Source organism: Rhizobium sp. PDO1-076 (genome assembly GCF_000247475.1).
Lineage (GTDB): Bacteria > Pseudomonadota > Alphaproteobacteria > Rhizobiales > Rhizobiaceae > Allorhizobium.
In genome coordinates this window covers 1-20,153 of record NZ_AHZC01000424.1, presented here as the reverse complement: position 1 = coordinate 20,153, position 20,153 = coordinate 1, and the positions used below count along the sequence as shown (strand labels likewise).

Here is a 20,153-nt window from a genome sequence, read left to right as displayed (position 1 = left end):
AACAAAGGCTCTGATCGCTCCCAATTGATCCATTGGCGTTTCTCCATCGAAACTCGCGCAAGCAGTAGTCTCGAACTCAATTAATCCCTTGCGAAGGCTAAAAGTTTGACTGGATTTGTCAGGCAGCCAGCGGCACCAGGTTGGCCTGGATCTGGTTCCGGAATTCCTCGTATCGGCTCGGCAGCTTCAGTGCTTCTCCGAGATGCGCGGTGTCTTCATCGCGATTGAAGCCCGGCTCGTTGGTCGCGACTTCGAACAGGATACCGCCTGGTGTGCGAAAATAGATCGCCCAGAAATAATCGCGGTCGATGACCGGGGTTACCTGATACCCAGTGTCCATCAAGGCCTTGCGCACCTCAAGCTGCTTCTCACGGTTATCGACGGCAAAGGCGATATGGTGGACCGATCCCGCGCCTTGGCGAGCAAAGGCAGTCTTTGGCAGCTCCGCGAGATCGATCGTATCAGCCCCGTTGCCGTCCGGAATGATGAAACGGGTGACATCGCCCTGCTTCTCGGCTCGCTGGTATCCCATGAAGCCGAGGAGCTCTTCCGTAGCTGCTGTCTCATGCAGGCTGAAGCGCGCGCCCGCGAAGCCGCGGATGGCTGTCTCGGCAGGAATGCCATCTGCCAGCCATGGAGCGCGGGTGTCGTCAGCGGACTCGATGAGTGCGAGACCATCACCATCCGGGCCCATGAAGCGAAGGCGGTTGTCACCGAAGACGGTGTCCGTTTCCAGACCATCTACGCCTTGAGCGGCGAACCGATCCTGCCAGAACTTCAGAGAACCCTTCGGAACGGAGAACTGTGTCTCGCCGACCTCACCGACACCCGGACGACCCAACATCATGTTCTGGAACGGGAAATAGGTCATGACCGTTCCGGCAGAGCCGTTCTCGTCACCGTAATACAGGTGGTAGACGCTCGGGTCGTCAAAATTGACTGTCTGTTTCACCCGGCGCAGGCCAAGTGTTTCCGTGAAAAAACGGTTGTTCTGGCGGGCATCCGAAGCCATCGAGGTTACGTGATGCAGTCCTTTAATATCCTTGATCATGACGATGACTTTCGATCGCGTTGAAGTTCATTTGCTGACTTGAATCTACGCCTGTTGATCAACGTCCGGAATTGCAATATTCCTTCAGAATGAATTTCAATTATTGAAATAATGGCATGAACGATTACAAAGCACTTCGGACCTTCCTCCTCGCCGCCGAGAAGCGGAATTTCGCCCAGGTCGCCCGCGAGCTGGACATGACCCCCGCAGCCGTCACCCGTGCCATCGCAGCACTTGAGGCAGAGCTCGGAGTACAACTCTTCGTGCGCACCACGCGCCAGGTATCCCTGACCACAGACGGCGCGATTTTCGCCGCACAGATCCAGCCCGCAGTGAAGGCGTTGGAAGACGCACGCCGCGAAGTGATGAATGCGCACAAGAGTGACGAGGGACGCCTGCGGATCAGTGCGCCGACTTGGTTCGGCAAGACCGTGCTACCGCCGATCCTGTCAGGGTTCAAGGAACGCTTTCCGAAAATGAGTTTCGAGATCTCGTTGTCGGATGGGCTGGTAAACATCGTCGACGATGACTACGATCTGGCAATCCGTATTTCATCGCAACCTTCCGACAAGTTTACGATCTGGCGCAAGATCAGGGTCGTGCCGCGCATCCTGGTCGCGGCACCAGGGAGCCGGTTTGTCGACATGGAGCACCCGAACGAACTGAACCCAGATGACTGCCTCGCCTATAGTGGTGAAAGCCGCCGCGAGAACTGGGTACTATCTGATGGTGGATCGAGCATGAACATTTCGGCGGGTCGGGCATTCAGCGCCAACAGTGGCGAGGTCCTAGCAGACATGGCTGCCGACGGAGCAGGCGTTGCGCTCCTGCCGGGATTCAACATTGCCCACCACATCAGGAGCGGCCGCCTCGTCCATGTCTTCAAGGGATGGTCACCGCCGGATCTTTGGCTGACTTTGTTCTATCCGCCCTATCAAGCGCTACCGCCCCGGATCGCCTCATTCTCGAAATTTTTTGAAGAGCAAGTTCCTGCGCACATGGTGATGCTGGACTAACGTGTCTCTACGCATCGTTCAGAAACTTCAGAACTGCGCTCAATCTTCAGGTAAAGCGCGCAGTGTGGCGGCGACCATTTTCTGGAGCTGCCACAGGTTTCGATCATAGATGTTGCGGTCCGCCAGGTCAGCAACCGTCCGATGCAGATATTCCGCGCAGGAACCGGCAGGTCCGCAGGCTTGGGCTATCAGCACCGCTGCATCGGTGAGAGAGATTTTCTCCGTGAGCTGAGATTGCTTCGTGCTTGCCCAGAACGTCAGGGCACGGCGTGTACCTGTCGGCGTCCTGACCGAGACCCATCTGACCATGTCGCACACCTCGGCATATCGTATCTCGCGCGCCAGAAGCGTGCGCAGATCCCGCTTCTTCGTCGCGCACGGCAGTTTAAGGATGAGGCCAGAACAACTTCCTCCCGGGTGAAGCGCCAGCATAAGGCCAGGCGCATCCGAGGTGGCCCTCAGCCGCTCTATTCTCAACGAAAACGCACGGTGCCATCCGTAAGCAACAGCTTCCTCTCTGGCGGATACGCCGAACCCCGGGCTCCACATCAGTGATCCGTAAGCGAACACCCATATCTCATCGTCGCCGGCCTCCCGCTCAACTCTGCTGACGAGTTCATCGAGTTTCTGGGACGAAATTGGAGTCCATTTGGGTTCCGGGCCTTCGTCTTCGACAACTCTGAGTGTTCTTGCAACGAGGTCAGTGGTCAGTTGCATGGCGACAGGAACACGTATCTTGGCGGTGGGGGTCTTTGGCATCATGCTACCAGTTTCAACGAGAATACTGCCGGACCATCGTCGCGTCCGGCGGATCGTGGTCGAATGTTGTCGGATTAGTCTGCGGGACCGTCGATCACCGCGCGGAAGGTGATCTCCACGATTTGTTCCGGGAACGCCAGCGCTGTCACTCCGATCAGGTTGCTGGCGCACTGCGGCATATCCGTCCCGTACATCTCCTTGCGTACCTTAGAGCCGGCGGAAAACGCGCTTGGGACATCGAGAACGAACAGTGTCTCTTCAACGACATCATCGAGTGTCGCACCATATTCGGCAAGCAGCGTCCGGGCATTGATATAGGTCTGACGGATCTGCGCCTCCATTTGCGAAAAATCTGCAGGTCGACCGTTTGCGTCGAGAGCGGCAGGGGCGATAAGCTTGCCTTCTGCGTCGTGGCTCAATTGTCCCGACATATAGATCGTGTCCTTGACCTGCACGGCTTGCACGTATCCGAACGCACGCTCCCAGGCGACGCCGAGGTTGGCGACTTTCTTGGCAGATTTAGTTTTCGTCATGACAGTTTCCTTCGCTGTGGAGGGCAGCGCGCTTAAGCGCTTGTGAATCCTGCAGTTCACGAGGTGACAGGTGCGTGGGAGGCCGCACCCGTCACCAGTGCCGATCAAGCCTTAACGAATGCCAGTAGGTCGGCATTCAGGACATCGGCATTGACCGTCAACATGCCGTGCGAAAAGCCGGGATAAGTCTTCAGCGTTCCATTCTTTAAGAGCTTGATTGCCTTATGGGCAGCGTCAGCAATCGGAACGATCTGGTCGTCTTCGCCATGCAGCACCAGGGTCGGTACACTGATCGCCTTCAGGTCTTCCGTCTGGTCAGTTTCGGAGAAGGCCTTGATGCCATCGAAATGAGCCTTCGCGCCGCCCATCATGCCTTGACGCCACCAATTCTGGATCACGCCTTCCTGCACCGTCGCGCCGTCACGGTTGAAGCCGTAGAACGGCCCAGCCGGGACATCACGGAAGAACTGCGCGCGATTGGCGGCGAGAGCAGAGCGGAAACCGTCAAACACTTCGATCGGCAGTCCTTCCGGATTGGTGTCAGTCTTGACCATCAGTGGTGGAACGGCCGAGACGAGAACGGCCTTGGCGACGCGGCCAGAGGGCTGACCATGCCTTGCGACATAACGGGCAACTTCGCCGCCGCCGGTGGAGTGACCGATATGGATGGCATTCTTCAGGTCGAGCGCTTCGACGACGGCAAAGGCGTCGGCAGCGTAATGGTCCATGTCATGACCGTCGGAAACCTGGGCCGACCGGCCATGTCCACGACGATCATGGGCGACGACGCGGTATCCCCTAGCAAGGAAGAAGAGCATCTGGGCATCCCAATCGTCCGACGAGAGCGGCCAGCCGTGATGGAAGACGATCGGCTGGGCGTCCTTCGGGCCCCAGTCCTTGTAGAAGATTTCGACGCCGTCTGCAGTGGTTACATAGCTCATGGTCTTGTTTCCTTCGATTGAATTTGCGGCAAGAGCAGCATTGGTTGCGAAGCTCAGAGCGGAAGAAATTGCGACAGTCGATGCGGCAGCGCCTGCGGAAAACAGCATGCCTCTGCGTGTCATGGAAGAAATGTTCTGGGTCATTTCGCATCCTGCGATTTCGTGATTGAAAACTTCAGGCGACGCTGTGTTCGTCTGATGGCTTGATGTTGCCACCAGATGCATCCGCTCACAATTGCGAGAATAATTTCGAATTTATTGCCGATTTCGCAATAGTAGGCATTGTCGCTTTGATGACGTGGAGTGAGAGAGTGGCTGCGCTGCGGGGGCCGCATACCGCTCGAATTGCCTATACAACGCAGCTGGCCAAGCGTCCGAGGACATGTTGCTTTCGCTGCGCCATTCACCTTAACCGAATTCTAGCAACCATTCCGGAAGAGGCGGTCGCTTCAAAATTTAGGCAGAGCCCTTCATCTTACCGCTGCCCCCAATCTTAATGGCCTTCATATCGGTTCGAAACCAATCGGTAATTTTTTGACCAAATGGTCAGCTTTTAATCTGACTGCTACCAAAGCGCTTCGCTATGTTTTTGAATAAATCAATAATATCATACATATAAGCGTATGGCATGGAATTTGCATCCACTCAGGCGGTGCAAACACTGCCATCAGGGGAACGTCATGACCAACAAGCCTCAGCTGCCAAAAGACACTTCTTCACAATCAAGCCAGATCTCGCGTCGCTCGCTTTTGGGAGGCGTCGCCGCAGGAGCAGCAACCGCGAGCTTCGGAAATTTCACTATATTCTCTCGCCAAGCCCATGCAGCTGAACCGCTACGCGTTCTTTGCTGGCCGGGTTATGAAGAAAGAGACGTGATCGCCGAGTTCGAAGATCTCCATAAGACCAAGGTAGAGTTCAAGATCTACATCGGCGGCGAGCAGATGCTGCAGTTCTTCGCCCAGACCGCGCCCGGCACTTTCGACGCAATCATTTCTGATGCTGAATACGTCCAGAAGCTGAAGGCCAACAAGGCGATCGAAGCCTACAAGACCGACGGTTTTGCTGAGCTTGCCAACTACCACCCGAAATTCCGCGATTTTGCTCCTACCAAGGGCGAGACCGCCGGCACGGTATATGGCATCCCGACTCGCTTCTCGTTCTACGGCATTTCCTACAATACCGACGAGATGTCGGCGGAGCAGGCTGCCGACTGGAACTCGCTGCTCGATCCGAAATACGAGGGCAAGATCGGCATGTTCGACTGGTACCTGCCGAACCTCGGCAATGCCAGCCTTGCCGTCAATCCGGGCAACCAGACGCCTTACGCGATCACCGACGACCAGCTGAAGAAGGTCAAGGAATTCCTGACGAAGCTGCGCCCTCAGATCGGCATGTTCGGTTCCTCCAACCAGCCGATCGCCCAGGCCATGCTGGCCGGCGACATTTTCGCCTCGCCGACCGGCGACCTCGACATAGACCTCAAGCTCGCCGGCTACGACAACTTCTCCTCGACCATTCCCACGCAGGGCGGCATCCGTTGGCAGGAAGTCGCCTGCGTATGCTCGGCTTCAAAGAACAAGGATCTGGCGATGGAATGGGTCAAGTACATGACCTCCCCCAAGGTCCAGTCGAAGCTCGTCTACACCAAGGCGTTCAAGGCTCGCGGCCCGAACATGAAGATCGTCGACCACTGGAACGACGACCAGAAGAAACTTCTCTCCTACGTTCCGGACCCGGCCAACCCTGGCAAGATGCTGGTCGAGACGCTGATCGACCGCTCCATGCCGCGCGGCCTGCCGGCAAACCAGCCTGAACAGGCGTGGATCGACGTGTTCAACGAGTTCAAGACGGCCTGATCGTACTTTTTGCTGAGCTCAAGCGTCCCGCATCGTGCGGGGCGCCATCTCCTCGTTTCCGGGACTTCCCATGACATCTGCCGCAACTTCAACTCCTGATCTCGAACTCCTGTCGATCACTAAGCGCTTCGATACCTTCACGGCCGTCGACAGCATCAATCTGAAGGTCGGCCGCGGTGAGTTCGTGGCGATCATGGGGCCTTCCGGTTGCGGCAAGACGACCCTTCTGCGCATTCTCGCGGGGCTTGAGACAGCCTCGTCCGGCCAGCTTCATATCCGCGGCACAGACGTTTCGGATGTGCCGGTGAACCTGCGTTCCACGAGGTTGGTCTGGCAGAACTACGCGCTCTTCCCGCATCTCGACGTGGCCGGCAACATTGCCTTCGGCTTGACGCTGAAGCCCTATGACAAGGCGGTTGTCGCCGGCAAGGTAAAGGCGATGGCCGAGCTTGTCGGCCTGTCCGACCTGATGGGCCGCAAGATCAGCCAGCTTTCCGGCGGCCAGAAGCAGCGTGTGGCGCTTGCCCGCGCGCTGGTTACCGAGCCGGAAATCCTGCTGCTCGACGAACCACTTTCCGCGCTCGACGCTCATCTGAGAATTCGCATGCAAGGCGAACTGCGGCGCATACAGAAGCAGCTCGGCATGGCCTTCATCTATGTCACCCACAATCAGGTGGAAGCTTTTTCGATGGCCGACCGCGTGGTGGTGATGAACAAGGGTCACATCGAGCAGATAGATGCGCCTGAAGAAATGTATGCCCGGCCGAAGACGGAATTCGTCGCCCGTTTCGTCGGCACAAATAATCTTTTCGCCGGACGCATTCAGGAAGTCGCACACGATAGGGTTATCGTCCATTGTGCCCATGGCCAGGTCGAGGTTTCTACCGATGATCCGCCGCGAGTCGGCGCCTCCGTCTTCGTTGTGGTCCAGGCCGACAAGCTCAGGCCGGCTCCGACCGGCGTCGCCGGTGAAAACCGACTTGATGCCACGCTGCGCGGCCGCGAATATGCCGGCTCTCACAACATCTACCTTCTCGATCTTGTTGACGGGACCGAGGTGAAGATGACACTGCCGCAGGTCCTTCCGCTCGAAATCAACCAGCCGGCAACCGTCTGGTTCTCGCCGGCAAATGCCTCACTGATCCGGGGGGCCGCATGACGCCAGTCGAGACACCCACCACGGCAAAGCCCATGAGAACGCCAAATGACAGCCCACTCAAGATCTGGTTCCTGACGCCGCTGGCCGTCTGGCTCACTGTGCTCTTCCTGCTGCCGCTGATCTTCCTGCTTTGGATGGGCTTCTGGCGCGTCGAGAATTTTCAGACTATTCCGGATTTTTCGCTCAATAACTACATGGAAATTTTCTCGAGCTTCTTCTCGAAATCGCGCTATGGACTGGCGCTGATCCAGTCGCTTTGGGTGGCGATCACCACTGCATTCTTTGCGACCATCCTGTCCTACATAGTGGCGCTGTCGATCGCCTTTGCCGTGCCTGACCGCTGGCAGCGGCTGGCACTGCTGTTTGCAATCGCGCCGTTCTGGTCGAGCTACGTGCTGCGGCTTTATTCCTGGCAGACGATCCTGTCCCGCAACGGTGTCATCAACTCGGTCCTGAAACAGTTCGGACTTGCCGACTACCGGATCGATGTCATCTATACCCAGATCGCCACCCGTATCGGCCTCATCCACTATCTGGCACCGATCCTGATCGTCATCCTATATGTCAGCATTCTTGCCATCGACCGGGTGCTGATCGAGGCGGCGCGCGAGCTTGGCTGCACACGCTGGCAAGCCTTTACCCGGGTGATCCTGCCATTGTCCCGTTTCGGGTTGATGACCGCCGCAAGCTTTGCCGTTATCGTCTCGCTCGGTGATGCACTTTCCGGCAATCTGCTCGGCGGCGGCGCCGGCACCTCGATCATCGGCAAGCTGCCGACCTATGCCTCGATGATCATGTCGGACTATTCGAGCTCCACCAACCTGCCGCGAACCTCGGCGCTTGCAACCATCCTGATCGTCGTCATGGTTCTGGCGCTCGCCGCAGGCTTCGTGGCCGCGGATCGGGCCCGACAGAGGACAAGCTGATGCCACCAACCTCCAGAGCCAACCCGTGGATATTTTTTGGACGCCTCTGGCTCGGCATCGCCTATGCCTTCATGTTCCTGCCGCTTGTGGTCCTGATCCTATTTTCTTTCCAGAAGAACCGCTTTCCGGGCTTCCCGCTGCAGGGTTTTACGTTGCAATGGTATGACAAGCTCTTTTCCGATGGCGCGCTCCTGAATGCGCTCGGCAATACGATGATCGTCTCGCCGGCCGCAGCGACAATTGCTACCGGGATCGCCTTTTTTGCGGCTTATGCCTTCAACCGCTTCACTTTCCGCGGAAAAACGACTTTCTTGGCGCTGCTGACACTGCCGATCCTGATCCCGCCGCTTATCCTAGGCGTCGGTTTCCTCGGGCTTCTGGCACGCATTCACTTGTCCGGCACTTTGTTTGCCGTTTTCCTCACCCATGTCGTGCTGATCACCGCGCCTGCGCTGGCCATCATCCAGTTGCGTCTGGCGCAGATGCCGGCTTCGCTGGAGGAAGCAGCCTGGGATCTCGGCGCGACCGAATGGCAGACCGTCGTGAAGGTCGTGCTACCCTTTGCCATGCCTGGCATATTCGGCGCCTGGTTGCTCGCCTTCACCTTTTCCTTCGACGAATTCATCATCGCCTGGTTTGTTTCGGGCTTTCAGCCGACCTTGCCGGTAGCGATTTATTCGGTTCTCGTCGCCGCCATCGATCCGTCGCTGAATGCTATCGGTACCATCGTTTTCGGCATTTCCTGCCTCGTTCTCATTGGCCTCGAACTGGTCCTGCTGCCGCTTTTGGTCGGCAAGTCGGAAAAGCAATCATAGAGTATCCCATGAACCTCCTCTTCCGGAACGCAACACTTCTCTCCATGGACACGATCCATGGCACCACGCCATTTACGGGCGACCTTCTCGTCGAAGGCGACCGGATTTCCGCGATCGGCACGGATCTTCCCATGCCACCGGGTACGCGCGTGATTGAAGCGTCCGGCAAGCTTGTCATGCCCGGCCTTGTTAATGCTCACCTGCATTCCTCGGAAACCTTCTTCAAGGGCCGCTACCAGGGCACACCGCTCGAAGTCTGGATGCTCTATTCTTACCCGATCCTGATGAAAGGGCCCATCCCGGAAAGGCTGCTTTACCTGCGCAGTCTGCTAACGGCGATGGAATCGCTGAAAGCCGGTGTCACGACGTTGGTCGATGATTTCTTCGATCCACCCGGCTTTGAAGCGAGGCGCCTGAAGCTCGTCTATGACGCCTACGATCATGCCGGCATAAGGGCAAACGTATCTCATTGCGTGATCGACAAACATGTCTTCGACACCATACCTTATCTTCGGGACATCGTGCCGGCCAGCCTGCAGGCAGAGGTCGAAGGCCCGTCGATCACCACGGCGGAATACATGGCTTATTGCCAAGACATATTCTCGTCCCAGCATGGCCGCGCCGGACGGCTCGGCTTCATGATCTCGGCCTCCGCGCCGCAACGCTGCTCGGTCGAGATGATGCAGGCCTGCGTGGCGCTGGCGCAAGACAAGGGTGTACCATATCACACCCATGTGCTGGAGACGAAGACACAGGCTGTGACCGGTCCCGAGTTCTATGGCAAGAGCCTCATCGGGTATATGCACGAGCTTGGGCTGCTGACGCCAAATACGACAATCGCCCATTCCATCTGGGTCAGCGATGACGACATGGCGCAGATGGGTGCGGCGGGCTGTTCAGTTGCCCACAATGCCGTCTCCAACCTGAAGCTCGGCTCCGGCATCGCGCCGATCCGTCGCCTGCTCGATGCCGGCGTCCATGTCGGCCTTGGCACGGACGGGCTTTCCAGCAACGACACCGCCCGGATCTTTGACGTGATGCGGTTCGCGGCATTACTCCACGATGTGGCCGCCCCAGATACCGACTGCTGGATGAAGGCGGTCGAAGTGCTGCGCGCCGCGACGATCGAGGGCGCACGCACCGCGATGCTTGACGAGGTTACGGGCTCGCTTGAAGTCGGCAAGCGCGCCGATCTCATCATGCTCGAAATCTCCGGCTACGACTACATGCCGATGAACAGGCTGGACCACCACCTAGTCTACTGCGAGAACGGTTCGAACATCAAAATGGTCGTGGTCAATGGCGAGATCGTCGTCGAGGATGGCAGACTGCTGACCGTCGATGAAAAGGCAGTTTTTGCCGAACTGCGCGAACTCCTGCCTGCATATATGTCCGAACACGCCGAACTCGAAAGGCTGAATGCCCGATTCGAGCCCTATATGCGCGAAATGTATCGTCGCGCGACGATCCAGGACATCGGCATGAACCGCTATCAGGGGGACCTGCCGCTCTGGCGCGGCGCTAATCATTGAGGACGCCGGCATGAGCCTATTTCTTCCGGCGCAGGTGATCCGTGCCAAGCGCAATCAGGAAATTCTGTCCGACGCGGATATTCGCCGCTTCATCGAGGGCATCGGAGCCGGCGAGGTTTCAGAGGCCCAGATCGGGGCTTTCACCATGGCCTGTTTCCTCAACGGCATGACGCCGCAGGAAACGGCCGCCCTGACGCTCGCGATGCGTGATTCCGGCGACGTGGTGGACTGGTCGGGAAGCGGTATCGCGCCAGAAACCATCATCGACAAACACTCGACGGGCGGCACGGGTGACGAGAATGTCAGCCTGATCGTGGCGCCGCTCGTGGCCGCCTGCGGTGTTTCGATGCCGATGATTTCCGCCCGCGGGCTTGGACATACCGGCGGCGAGGTCGACCTGATGGAAGCGATGCCGGGCGTAGCGATCGCGCCATCGACGGAAATGTTTCGCCAGGCGGTTGTCTCTGCAGGCGCCGCAATCATCGGCCCGACGCCACGGCTCGCACCGGCGGATGCCGCAATCTATTACGTCCGCGATGTCACCGCGACAGTGGAATCGATCCCGCTGATCACCGCCTCGATCCTGTCGAAGAAACTCGCGGCCGGCGTTTCCGGCCTCGTCATGAGCGTCAATTATGGCTCCGGCGCCTTCATGCCGACCTATGCGGAAGCGGAAGTTTTGACGCAAAGCCTGATCGCCGTCGCCCGTATCGCCGGCCTGCCCATGGTCGCTCCGATCGTCGAGATGGACGAGATCATGGGCGATGCGATCGGCAGTCGGCTTCAGCTGCGCGAGGTGATCGACTTCCTGTCCGGCGGAAAGCAGGAAAGCCGCATCCGGGCGCTGGTAATAGAAATTTCTGCCGAAATCCTCGTGATGGTGGGGCTCGCGGCCTCGAAGGATGAAGCAACCGATCTGGCGGAAGCGCACCTTGCCGATGGTTCGGCGCTCGACCGTTTCCAGCGCATGGTAACGTCGCTCGGCGGCCCGGAAGACCTTGCCGCAAATCCCTATGCCTATTTCCCCGCTGCTCCCATCATCGCCCCGCTTCCTTCGCCGGCCACCGGTTTCGTTGAGAAAGTGGATGCCTATGCGGTTGGTATCGCAATGGTCGGCCTTGGCGCCGGCCGGAAACTGGCGAGCGATCTTCTCGACCAGGATGTGGGCCTGACGGGAATGGTCCATATCGGCGATGCGATTTCGGAAGGCGAACCTCTCTGCATCCTGCATTGCCGCTCTCAGGCCGACTTCGATACCGCGGCCAGAGCGATCACCGCTGCAATCGCCATCGGTTCGACAAAGCCGGACCGCCGGCCGGTCATCACTGGCCGCCTTTCCACCCTCGTTTAACAAGAGCTGAGAGAACCATGGCTTTCGCCCAGGAACACGCGATCACCGACATCTGCATCCTCGTCAGGGACACCCAGCGCTCGATCGATTTTTACGCCGGAAAGCTCGGCTTCGAAATCAATCGTCAGGCCGAGGGCTTTGTCGAATTCAACGGCGCCGGCCTGACGCTCGCCTGCTGGGAAATCGATCATCTGAGCGACAATACCGGTGTCTCGAATGCCAAAGCGGAAGGGCCGCACAAGGCCTGCATCGCGGTGCGCGTGTCGTCGCCGGATGCAGTGGATGCTGCCTATGCCGAACTGAAGGACAAGGGCGTGCCCTTCTATCGTGAGCCCGCTGACTATGTCTGGAATGCACGGGGTGCCTATTTCATTGGCCCCGACGACGAGCTTTGGGAAATCTACGCCTGGAAGGATGGCGGCTCGGTGGGGAATTTCTGAGCCGCCCGTCTTTTTCTCAGTTGGCTTCGGCTTCGACCGGCGCGTAACGCCAGGGCTCGATCGTTGCCGGCCGGCCTTCGAGTGAAAGCGTCGCGGTACGCGGCGCGGTTTCGGCAATCACTTTGCCGCGGCGGAAGACGGCAAGGCGGTTGGCTTTCATCCGCACCGCTTCGATCGTGTCGCGCGCCTCGAGTATGACGAGATCGGCATTGCAGCCGACCTTTATGCCGTAACCTTCGAGGCCGAAGGTCTTTGCCGGATTTTCTGTAATCGCCTTAAAACAGGATTTCACCGCATCGCGGCTGGTCATTTGGCCGGTATGGACCGCCATATGCGCAACTTCCAACATGTCAGCGCTGCCGAAGGAGTACCAGGGATCCATGCAGCTATCTTGGCCGAAGGCGACATTGACACCGAGCGCCATCAGCTCCGGCACCCGCATCATCCCGCGCCGCTTCGGATAGGTATCGTGCCGACCTTGCAATACGATGTTGGCGAGCGGATTCGGCACGCAATGGATCTCCGCCTCGGCGATGAGCGGCAGCAGCTTCGAGACATAATAATTGTCCATCGAGTGCATGGACGTCAGGTGCGATCCCGCTACCCGGCCCTTAAGCCCAAGCCGCTGGGTTTCATACGCGAGCGTCTCGATATGCCGCGACATCGGATCATCGGTCTCGTCGCAATGCAAATCGACCATCAGCCCGCGTTCGGCGGCGATTTCGCAAACCGCCTTTACCGAAAGGCGTCCGTCTTCCATCGTCCGCTCGAAATGCGGAATGCCGCCGACTACGTCGACGCCCATGTCGAGCGCCCGGATGAGATTGTTCGCAGCCGTCGGCGAACGATAAAAGCCGTCCTGCGGGAAGGCGACCAGTTGCAGGTCGAGATAGTCCTTCACGAGATCGCGGACTTCGAGAAGCGCCTCGACCCCGATCAGCCGGTCGTCGCAGACATCGACATGGCTGCGGACAGCCAGCAAGCCTTGGGATATGGCAAGATCACAGTAACGCAAAGCACGTTCGATTACGTCTTCCTTCGTCAGGAGCGGCTTGAGCTCTCCCCAGAGCCGTATGCCTTCGAGCAGCGTTCCGGAGCGATTGAGGCGCGGCGTTCCGAGCGACAGCGTCGCGTCCATATGGAAATGGATGTCGATGAAAGGTGCGGTCACAAGTTTGCCACCGGCGTCGATCACGCGGCCCGCCTCAGCGGTGATCCCTGCTTCGACCGCGACGATCTTGCCACCGGAAATAGCGATATCGATGCCGGTTCGGTCATCGGGGAGATTGGCATTCTTGACGAGTAGATCGAAGGTCATTGTTGGCTCCGGACATGTTGGCGGTGTCACTCCCCAGACTGAGCATCGATTGCCGATTTCCTTTGTCGGATCCGGTCGTTGTTATGGCAGCAGACTAGATGTAACCTGACCAAGTCGTCAATTTTTTAGATGACCCCAACAGCAGGAAATGCAGCGCTTTGCACCTACCCCGTGGACGGCAGCTCGTTTATATCGCTGCGAAATGAAGACCAGTGGCAAATGCCTCGGCGGAAAGGATAGATCATGGCCCGGACAGCGGACACGCTCGACGAGAAGATCCGCGCCCGCAATATTAGGATCATCCTCGATGTAGCTACGGATGTGTTTTCCCGTAAGGGTTTCGACGGCGCCAGGATTGCCGAGATCGCCGATCTGGCGAAATTGCCAAAAGCAAACATCTATTATTACTTTTCCTCGAAGGAGGAGATCTATTCTACGATAATTACAAACCTGATTGTGGGATGGGATGAGGCGCTGTCAAAGTTGAGTGTCGACAGGGACCCCGCCGATGCGCTGCGTGACTACGTTCGGGCCAAGCTTATATATGCGCGTGAAAATCCGCGGGAATCACGGCTTTTCGCGAGTGAGATCATACACGGTGCCCGCTTCCTGAGTAAAAAGGATCGCGCTCACATGCGAGCGGCCACCGATAAATATGTTGCGGTTCTTGACCAGTGGATGCAGGAAGGGCGGATGGTGAAAATTGACGCGCGGCATTTCTTCATCATGCTCTGGGGAGCGACCCAGTTCTACAGCGATTTCGAACCACTCGCCTGCGACGCACTTCGCCGCAATTCTATCTCCGAGCAAGATCACGAGATGGCAGCGGAGACAATCGTGAGTTCAATCGTCAGCGGGGTCATCCCATTCGCCGGGCCTTGCTGATCCGCTCCTATATATAACTGGTTTCTAATATTCTCAACAGAGAGGTCATCTCCGTTCAGGACGATGCAATCCTTGATGAAAGTTTCTATGGATCTTTGGCGACTAGAGGCTCGCCGAAACTTGCGACTATCCAAGCTGGGAATACCGCGGGACCAGCCGGACATGGTAGAATTTTCACCTTGAAAGGATTCGAACCAACGACCTCTAAGCCACATTTTTAGCCTTTCAAACGTAACTTCGGGCGTCTCAACCAAAATGATCCGCTACCATGAACAGATCAAATTGATCACACCTGCGCTCCGTACCGAGTCAGGCTACCGCACATACGGCGAATGCGACGTCCATACGCTTCGATTCTTTCGCCGTGCTCGTGACCTCGGTTTTCTGTCGAACAGATGAAGACGCTGCTGGCCCTATAGCGGGACCGCTCGCGGCAAGCTCCGACGTCAAGGCGATCGCTCTTGAACACATCGGTGAACTCGAGCGCAAGGCAGCGGCAATCGCGGCGATGACGAAGACTTTGAAGCATCTGGCCAGCCACTGCCATGGCGACGTGCGTCGGGACTGCCCGATCATCGAAGGCTTTCCTGAAACCCTAGGGAATGGTCCAGGTGTGCCGTCCAAGTTCGGCTTAGCAAACTTTGTCTGATCAGTCCGCCATCATACGAAAACGAGCATGGCAGTTTGTGCACGCTTGATGCATCAGATGAAAGGAATGTTCGGCGGACATCGATTGTGCTCCTCGCGCGGCATCGACCTAATTAGCCAAGGGGCCGTCCAACGTGGCCTCGCCGCCCTGCATTCGCGTTCTGGGGCCGAGAACATGAGGATTTCGATCAGATGCGACAGACAGCGCGGACGCTTAGCTGCCAAGATCTTTGCCTGTAGGGTAGCCAGCTGGCGCCCGTAAGGGTACGGGATAGTCTTTGCGGCATTTGCCATCGCCTTTTCATGCCGTCCTGTCCCTTGACAACGCTTTCGGACAGGACGGTTTGGGGCAGCACCGGCTAAGCGGTGGCGAAACGGCTAGTGGAAGCACAACCGCTGCAAATTTCACAGCCCAATACGCATCCGAGCTGGGATGCGGCATCTTTCTTCTCGCGTAGCAACGTAAGAGCTATTCCACGAGCAGCTTACGCAGCAATCCAAGCAAACGTTCCGGAACTGGTAATCGCACGGACAGCCCAGCCCAATCCCTACGCGCGACCCACTTGATGCAGGTCAAAGATGTAAGGTGCGTACAGGTTAATATGAGCCTGTCCGGGATTGGAATGTCATGGAACGAACAACAGCCAGGAATGCCTTGCGTATCGTAAGCGCCGCTTTGCTGGCGTTCGCGATGCTTGTCGTCACTCCGATGGCACATGCGAGATTTGAGGCCTGCCCGGAGCTCGCTCAGACACATAGCGCCGAGGCACCGGCATCGCACCATCAATCGGATACGACCCCAAAAGCGTGTTGCAGCGCTATGTGCGTGGCATGCGTAGGCGTAGCGGCGATTTCGGCCACCACCGTTGAAACAGAATTCTCCGGGGCTTCCTTTACGATACAGTCCCCCTCCCTGTCCGGAAGGACACCGCGTCCCGGCTTCGAGCCACCGCGATTGATCGCTTGATGCAGCGTCCGCGCCAGCGGGCACATGAAATTCATCAGCAGTGTCGGCCATTCCGACGCAGATCGAGAGACCCATCATGTATCGTCGTCAACTTCTCAAGGCATTCGTCGCCAGTGCAGCCGCGACCTATCCCCTTTTCAACACCTCGCTCGTCGGCCGCGCGCACGCGGCCACCTCATCCCAGGACCTCGTCATCGCCAAGCGCACGCTTGAAATCAACGGCAGAGCGGCCAGTGTCTTCGGGTTGAAAGGACCTGGCGGAAAGCCCGGCTTGGAACTCCTTGCCGGTGCAGACTTCAATGTCAGGCTCGCCAACGACACGGACGAAGGCACGCTTATCCATTGGCATGGCCTGACGCCGCCTTGGGATATGGATGGTGTTCCAGACAATCCAGCAGCGCTTCTGACGGGCAAGGAAACGCGGCAATACCGCTTCCCGGTCGGCGGCGGCGGGACCCATTGGATGCATGCCCATACCTTGCAGGAACAGAATCTACTTGCCGCACCTCTCATTGTCCGCACGGCCGAGGATCTGGCCCGCGATGAGCAGGACGTCGTTATCTTACTTCACGATTTCTCGTTCAAATCGCCTGAGGAACTGCTCGCCGGACTGACAAGCGGTAGCTCAAACCATGGCGGAATGAACATGGGCCATCAGGGCATGATACAGAAAATGATACCCATGATGAAAGGCGGCGAAATGCCGATGAACCATCAGGGCATGGCGATGCCGGGCATGGCCGGCATGGATCTCAATGATATCGAATACGATGCCTATCTTGCCAATGACCGAACACTCGACGATCCGGAGGTCGTTCGCGTCGAGAAGGGTGGACGCGTCCGGCTCAGGATCATCAACGGAGCGACGGCAACCGCCTTTATCATCGACACGGGGGCACTCGCCGGATCGCTCATCGCCGTGGACGGACAGGACGTCGTGCCCGTCGAGGGAAGGCGGTTCCCGATCTCCATGGGCCAGCGTCTCGACATCAGGCTGCAACTCCCCTCCGAGCAGGGCAGTTTTCCAATCCTGGCGCTCCGCGAAGGTGCCGCCGAGCAGACCGGCGTCGTCCTCGCGACTGCGGACGCGGCCGTCACCAAGGTATCGGTAAAGGGATCGGAAATGGCGCCGATCCTCGATCTTTCCCTGGAGGCAAAGCTGCGGGCCGCCGCACCACTTGAAAGCCGCCCGCCCGTTCGTCAATATAGTGCAACCCTTGTGGGCGATATGGCGTCCTATGCCTGGACTATCGAGACATCGGAGCCATTGAACGTGACCGCGGGCGATCGGATCCGGATCACCATGCGCAACATGTCGATGATGTCGCATCCCGTGCACCTGCATGGTCATCATTTTCAGGTCGTCGGTATCAATAGCACCGCCATTCAAGGAGCGGTCCGCGACACCGTGATGTTGCCAATGATGTCCGAAGTGGCTGTCGAGTTCGATGCCAGAAATCCGGGGCGCTGGCCACTCCATTGCCACCATCTGTACCACATGGCCGCTGGGATGATGTCCTTCGTTGCCTATGATGGCGCGCGCTGAACCGGAGGACGTCATGACACACGATCACGATCATCACCACCATCACGGCGACGGCGGAAAGACGAGTGGACACACTCATCAAGAAAAACCCCGGACGGTCCCCGCGGCACCCCGCCCGGGCACGATCTACACTTGCCCCATGCATCCCCAGATCAGCCGGCCTGAGCCAGGCAACTGCCCGATCTGCGGCATGACGCTCGAACCTGAAATGCCGTCGACCGAAACAGGCCCGAGCGCCGAACTTCTGGACATGTCCCGCAGGTTCTGGATCGGGCTCGCGCTGTCGCTGCCGGTGCTTGCCCTTGAGATGGGCGGGCATCTGACAAATCTCCACATGCTGATCGGAGCGCAGCTTTCGAACTGGCTGCAGCTTGCGCTTGCGACGCCAGTGGTCCTGTGGGCCGGATGGCCGTTCTTCGAGCGGGCGTGGCAGTCGCTGGTCGGGCGCAGCCTCAACATGTTTACGTTGATCGCCATGGGCACAGGTGTGGCCTGGGTCTACAGCGTTGTTGCAACAGCGGCACCCGGCCTCTTTCCCGAGACCTTCCAATCCGCCGACGGTTCGGTAGCAGTCTACTTCGAGGCGGCGGCCGTCATCACGGTGCTGGTCCTGCTGGGGCAGGTGCTGGAGCTCAGGGCCCGCGAGCAAACTGGAGGCGCTATTCGCGCGCTGCTTGACCTCGCTCCGACATCCGCACGACGCATTCGACCTGACGGGACAGACGAAGACGTAGCCCTTGAGACAGTCGTGGTCGGCGACCGTCTGCGTGTGCGCCCCGGAGAGAAGGTTCCCGTCGATGGCGTGCTGATATTGGGCCGAAGCTCGCTCGACGAGTCGATGATCACTGGCGAGTCAATGCCTGTCACCAGGCAGGCCGGGGCATTCGTCATCGGTGGAACAATGAACCAGACCGGCGGCTTCGTCATGGAGGCCCGGAAGGTCGGCCATGACACGATGCTGTCGAGGATCGTTCAGATGGTGGCCGAGGCGCAGCGCTCGCGCGCGCCGATCCAACGGCTGGCTGACCAAGTCTCCGGATGGTTCGTTCCCGCGGTGATCCTGATCGCTGTGGTGGCCTTCGCGTCTTGGATGATCTTCGGACCGGAACCCCGGTTCGCCCATGGCCTGGTCGCCGCGGTCGCGGTCCTGATCATCGCCTGCCCCTGCGCCCTCGGGCTTGCAACCCCGATGTCGATCATGGTCGGTATCGGGCGAGGTGCAGGCATGGGCGTGCTCATCAAGAATGCAGAAGCCCTGGAGCGTTTCGAGAAGGTCGACACGCTTGTGGTCGACAAGACCGGAACTCTGACCGAAGGCAAGCCGAAGGTGACGGCGGTGGAAACCGCGAACGGCCTTTCGGAGACGGAACTTCTGCGGCTTGCGGCAACGCTGGAACGCGCAAGCGAGCACCCCCTCGCGACCGCCATCGTCGATGCTGCGAACGAACGCGCGCTGCCGCTTGGCAAAGCCGAGGATTTCGACAGTCCGATTGGAAAGGGCGTGACAGGCATTGTCGACAGCAAGCGGATTGTGATCGGCAGCCATCGGATCATGGAGGAAGTTGGTATCGTCGTATCGGATCTGACGCCTCGGGCCGAGGAACTGCGCAATGAAGGTGCAACCGTCGTGTTCGTGGCCATTGATGGAAGGGTCGGCGGTCTTATTGCCATTGCCGATCCGATCAAGACCACGACGCCGGCGGCTGTACAGACATTACTCGATGAAGGTGTGCGCGTCGTCATGCTGACGGGCGATAATAAGACGACGGCTCACGCCGTGGCCCGCCGGCTCGGCATTTCCGAGGTCGAAGCCGAGGTCTTGCCCGAACATAAGAGCGCGATCGTCGAACGGCTGCGCAAGGAGGGCCGGATTGTGGCGATGGCCGGCGACGGGGTCAACGATGCCCCGGCGCTGGCTGCGGCCGATGTCGGGATCGCCATGGGATCGGGAACCGACGTCGCGATCGAAAGTGCTGGCGTGACCCTGTTGAAAGGCGATCTACAGGGCATAGCTCGGGCGCGCAAGCTGAGCCACGCGACGATGCGCAACATCCGCCAGAACCTGTTCTTCGCCTTCTTCTATAATGCAGCGGGTGTACCAATTGCAGCAGGTGTGCTGTATCCGACCTTCGGCCTTTTGTTGTCTCCCGTCATCGCCGCGGCTGCCATGGCACTGTCGTCCGTGAGCGTCATCGGCAATTCGTTGAGACTGCGGCGGATTCAGGTGTGAATTAAGCCCTGTGAGTGCTTCGGTTGACGGCTCGTGGAACCGTCAACCGAGGATGCTGCTCGGGCTGTCATGCGTCCCGAGCAATTCAAGAATCTTCTTTATGGCCTCTTGACCTTACCAGTATGGGAATCCCTATTCCTGTCCCTGCGCTGTCGCCGTCACACAAACGGCTTGAATTTC

The 20,153-nt window shown here is 58.5% G+C and carries 16 protein-coding genes and 2 pseudogenes; 13 read left to right on the top strand and 5 right to left on the bottom strand.

All coding sequences use genetic code 11. The features are described 5' to 3' along the window. Positions 1 to 118: 118 nt before the first annotated feature. Positions 119 to 1,051 (bottom strand): VOC family protein, encoded by a 933-nt coding sequence (locus PDO_RS24425; protein WP_007608107.1) that lies wholly within the window; start codon positions 1,049 to 1,051, stop codon positions 119 to 121. Positions 1,052 to 1,167: 116 nt separating this feature from the next. On the opposite strand from PDO_RS24425, the gene PDO_RS24420 reads away from it, so the two are divergent. Continuing rightward, complete coding sequence (locus tag PDO_RS24420) at positions 1,168 to 2,067, top strand: LysR family transcriptional regulator (protein ID WP_007608104.1); 900 nt, start codon at positions 1,168 to 1,170, stop codon at positions 2,065 to 2,067. A 39-nt stretch (positions 2,068 to 2,106) separates the two neighbouring features. Here the strand turns inward: PDO_RS24420 and PDO_RS24415 are convergent, their stop codons facing one another. From PDO_RS24415 to PDO_RS24405, 3 genes are all read right to left on the bottom strand, one after another. Continuing rightward, entirely contained in the window at positions 2,107 to 2,826 is a 720-nt protein-coding gene (locus PDO_RS24415) for a gamma-glutamylcyclotransferase (RefSeq protein WP_037075372.1), read from the bottom strand. Between the two features lie 74 nt (positions 2,827 to 2,900). Next, the gene (locus PDO_RS24410; RefSeq protein ID WP_007608100.1) at positions 2,901 to 3,359 is read right to left on the bottom strand and encodes a Rid family hydrolase; all 459 of its coding nucleotides are present in this window, start codon (positions 3,357 to 3,359) and stop codon (positions 2,901 to 2,903) included. 104 nt (positions 3,360 to 3,463) lie between these two features. Then, positions 3,464 to 4,300 carry an alpha/beta fold hydrolase gene (locus tag PDO_RS24405; protein ID WP_192814392.1) on the bottom strand — a complete coding sequence of 279 codons (837 nt, stop codon included), beginning with the start codon at positions 4,298 to 4,300 and terminating at the stop codon, positions 3,464 to 3,466. 623 nt (positions 4,301 to 4,923) lie between these two features. Between PDO_RS24405 and PDO_RS29505 the strand changes: the two are divergent. The 8 genes and pseudogenes from PDO_RS29505 to PDO_RS24370 form a co-directional block, all read left to right on the top strand. Next, positions 4,924 to 5,112: pseudogene (locus tag PDO_RS29505) on the top strand (twin-arginine translocation signal domain-containing protein); the annotation flags it as partial. A 60-nt stretch (positions 5,113 to 5,172) separates the two neighbouring features. Then, positions 5,173 to 6,156 carry an ABC transporter substrate-binding protein gene (locus tag PDO_RS24400; protein ID WP_037075363.1) on the top strand — a complete coding sequence of 328 codons (984 nt, stop codon included), beginning with the start codon at positions 5,173 to 5,175 and terminating at the stop codon, positions 6,154 to 6,156. 70 nt (positions 6,157 to 6,226) lie between these two features. After that, on the top strand, positions 6,227 to 7,315 hold the full coding sequence (locus tag PDO_RS24395; RefSeq protein ID WP_007608096.1) for an ABC transporter ATP-binding protein: 1,089 nt from the start codon (positions 6,227 to 6,229) through the stop codon (positions 7,313 to 7,315). A gap of 32 nt (positions 7,316 to 7,347) precedes the next feature. Next, a complete protein-coding gene (locus PDO_RS24390) occupies positions 7,348 to 8,241 on the top strand; it encodes an ABC transporter permease (RefSeq protein ID WP_037075361.1) in 894 nt (297 codons plus the stop codon). Beyond that, entirely contained in the window at positions 8,241 to 9,056 is an 816-nt protein-coding gene (locus PDO_RS24385; RefSeq protein ID WP_007608092.1) for an ABC transporter permease, read from the top strand. Before PDO_RS24390 ends, PDO_RS24385 begins: the two co-directional genes overlap by 1 nt. An 8-nt stretch (positions 9,057 to 9,064) precedes the next feature. Beyond that, a complete protein-coding gene (locus tag PDO_RS24380) occupies positions 9,065 to 10,588 on the top strand; it encodes an amidohydrolase family protein (RefSeq protein WP_007608090.1) in 1,524 nt (507 codons plus the stop codon). A gap of 10 nt (positions 10,589 to 10,598) precedes the next feature. After that, positions 10,599 to 11,939: a thymidine phosphorylase gene (locus PDO_RS24375; RefSeq protein WP_007608089.1), complete on the top strand. Its 1,341-nt coding sequence runs from the start codon at positions 10,599 to 10,601 to the stop codon at positions 11,937 to 11,939. Positions 11,940 to 11,956: 17 nt separating this feature from the next. After that, positions 11,957 to 12,379, top strand: a complete 423-nt coding sequence (locus tag PDO_RS24370; RefSeq protein WP_007608086.1) for a VOC family protein — start codon at positions 11,957 to 11,959, stop codon at positions 12,377 to 12,379. A 16-nt stretch (positions 12,380 to 12,395) separates the two neighbouring features. Here the strand turns inward: PDO_RS24370 and PDO_RS24365 are convergent, their stop codons facing one another. Continuing rightward, positions 12,396 to 13,697, bottom strand: coding sequence for an amidohydrolase family protein (locus tag PDO_RS24365; protein ID WP_007608084.1), 1,302 nt, complete (start codon positions 13,695 to 13,697; stop codon positions 12,396 to 12,398). 243 nt (positions 13,698 to 13,940) lie between these two features. Between PDO_RS24365 and PDO_RS24360 the strand changes: the two genes are divergently transcribed. The 4 genes and pseudogenes from PDO_RS24360 to PDO_RS24340 all read left to right on the top strand — a co-directional run bounded on the left by PDO_RS24360 (position 13,941) and on the right by PDO_RS24340 (position 19,973). Beyond that, positions 13,941 to 14,582 (top strand): TetR/AcrR family transcriptional regulator, encoded by a 642-nt coding sequence (locus PDO_RS24360; protein WP_007608082.1) that lies wholly within the window; start codon positions 13,941 to 13,943, stop codon positions 14,580 to 14,582. Positions 14,583 to 14,837: 255 nt separating this feature from the next. Then, positions 14,838 to 15,231, top strand: a pseudogene (locus PDO_RS24355) (MerR family DNA-binding protein). Between the two features lie 1,042 nt (positions 15,232 to 16,273). Beyond that, positions 16,274 to 17,743: a multicopper oxidase family protein gene (locus tag PDO_RS24345; protein WP_007608078.1), complete on the top strand. Its 1,470-nt coding sequence runs from the start codon at positions 16,274 to 16,276 to the stop codon at positions 17,741 to 17,743. A 13-nt stretch (positions 17,744 to 17,756) separates the two neighbouring features. Continuing rightward, a complete protein-coding gene (locus PDO_RS24340; protein ID WP_007608076.1) occupies positions 17,757 to 19,973 on the top strand; it encodes a copper-transporting P-type ATPase in 2,217 nt (738 codons plus the stop codon). Positions 19,974 to 20,153 lie beyond the last annotated feature (180 nt).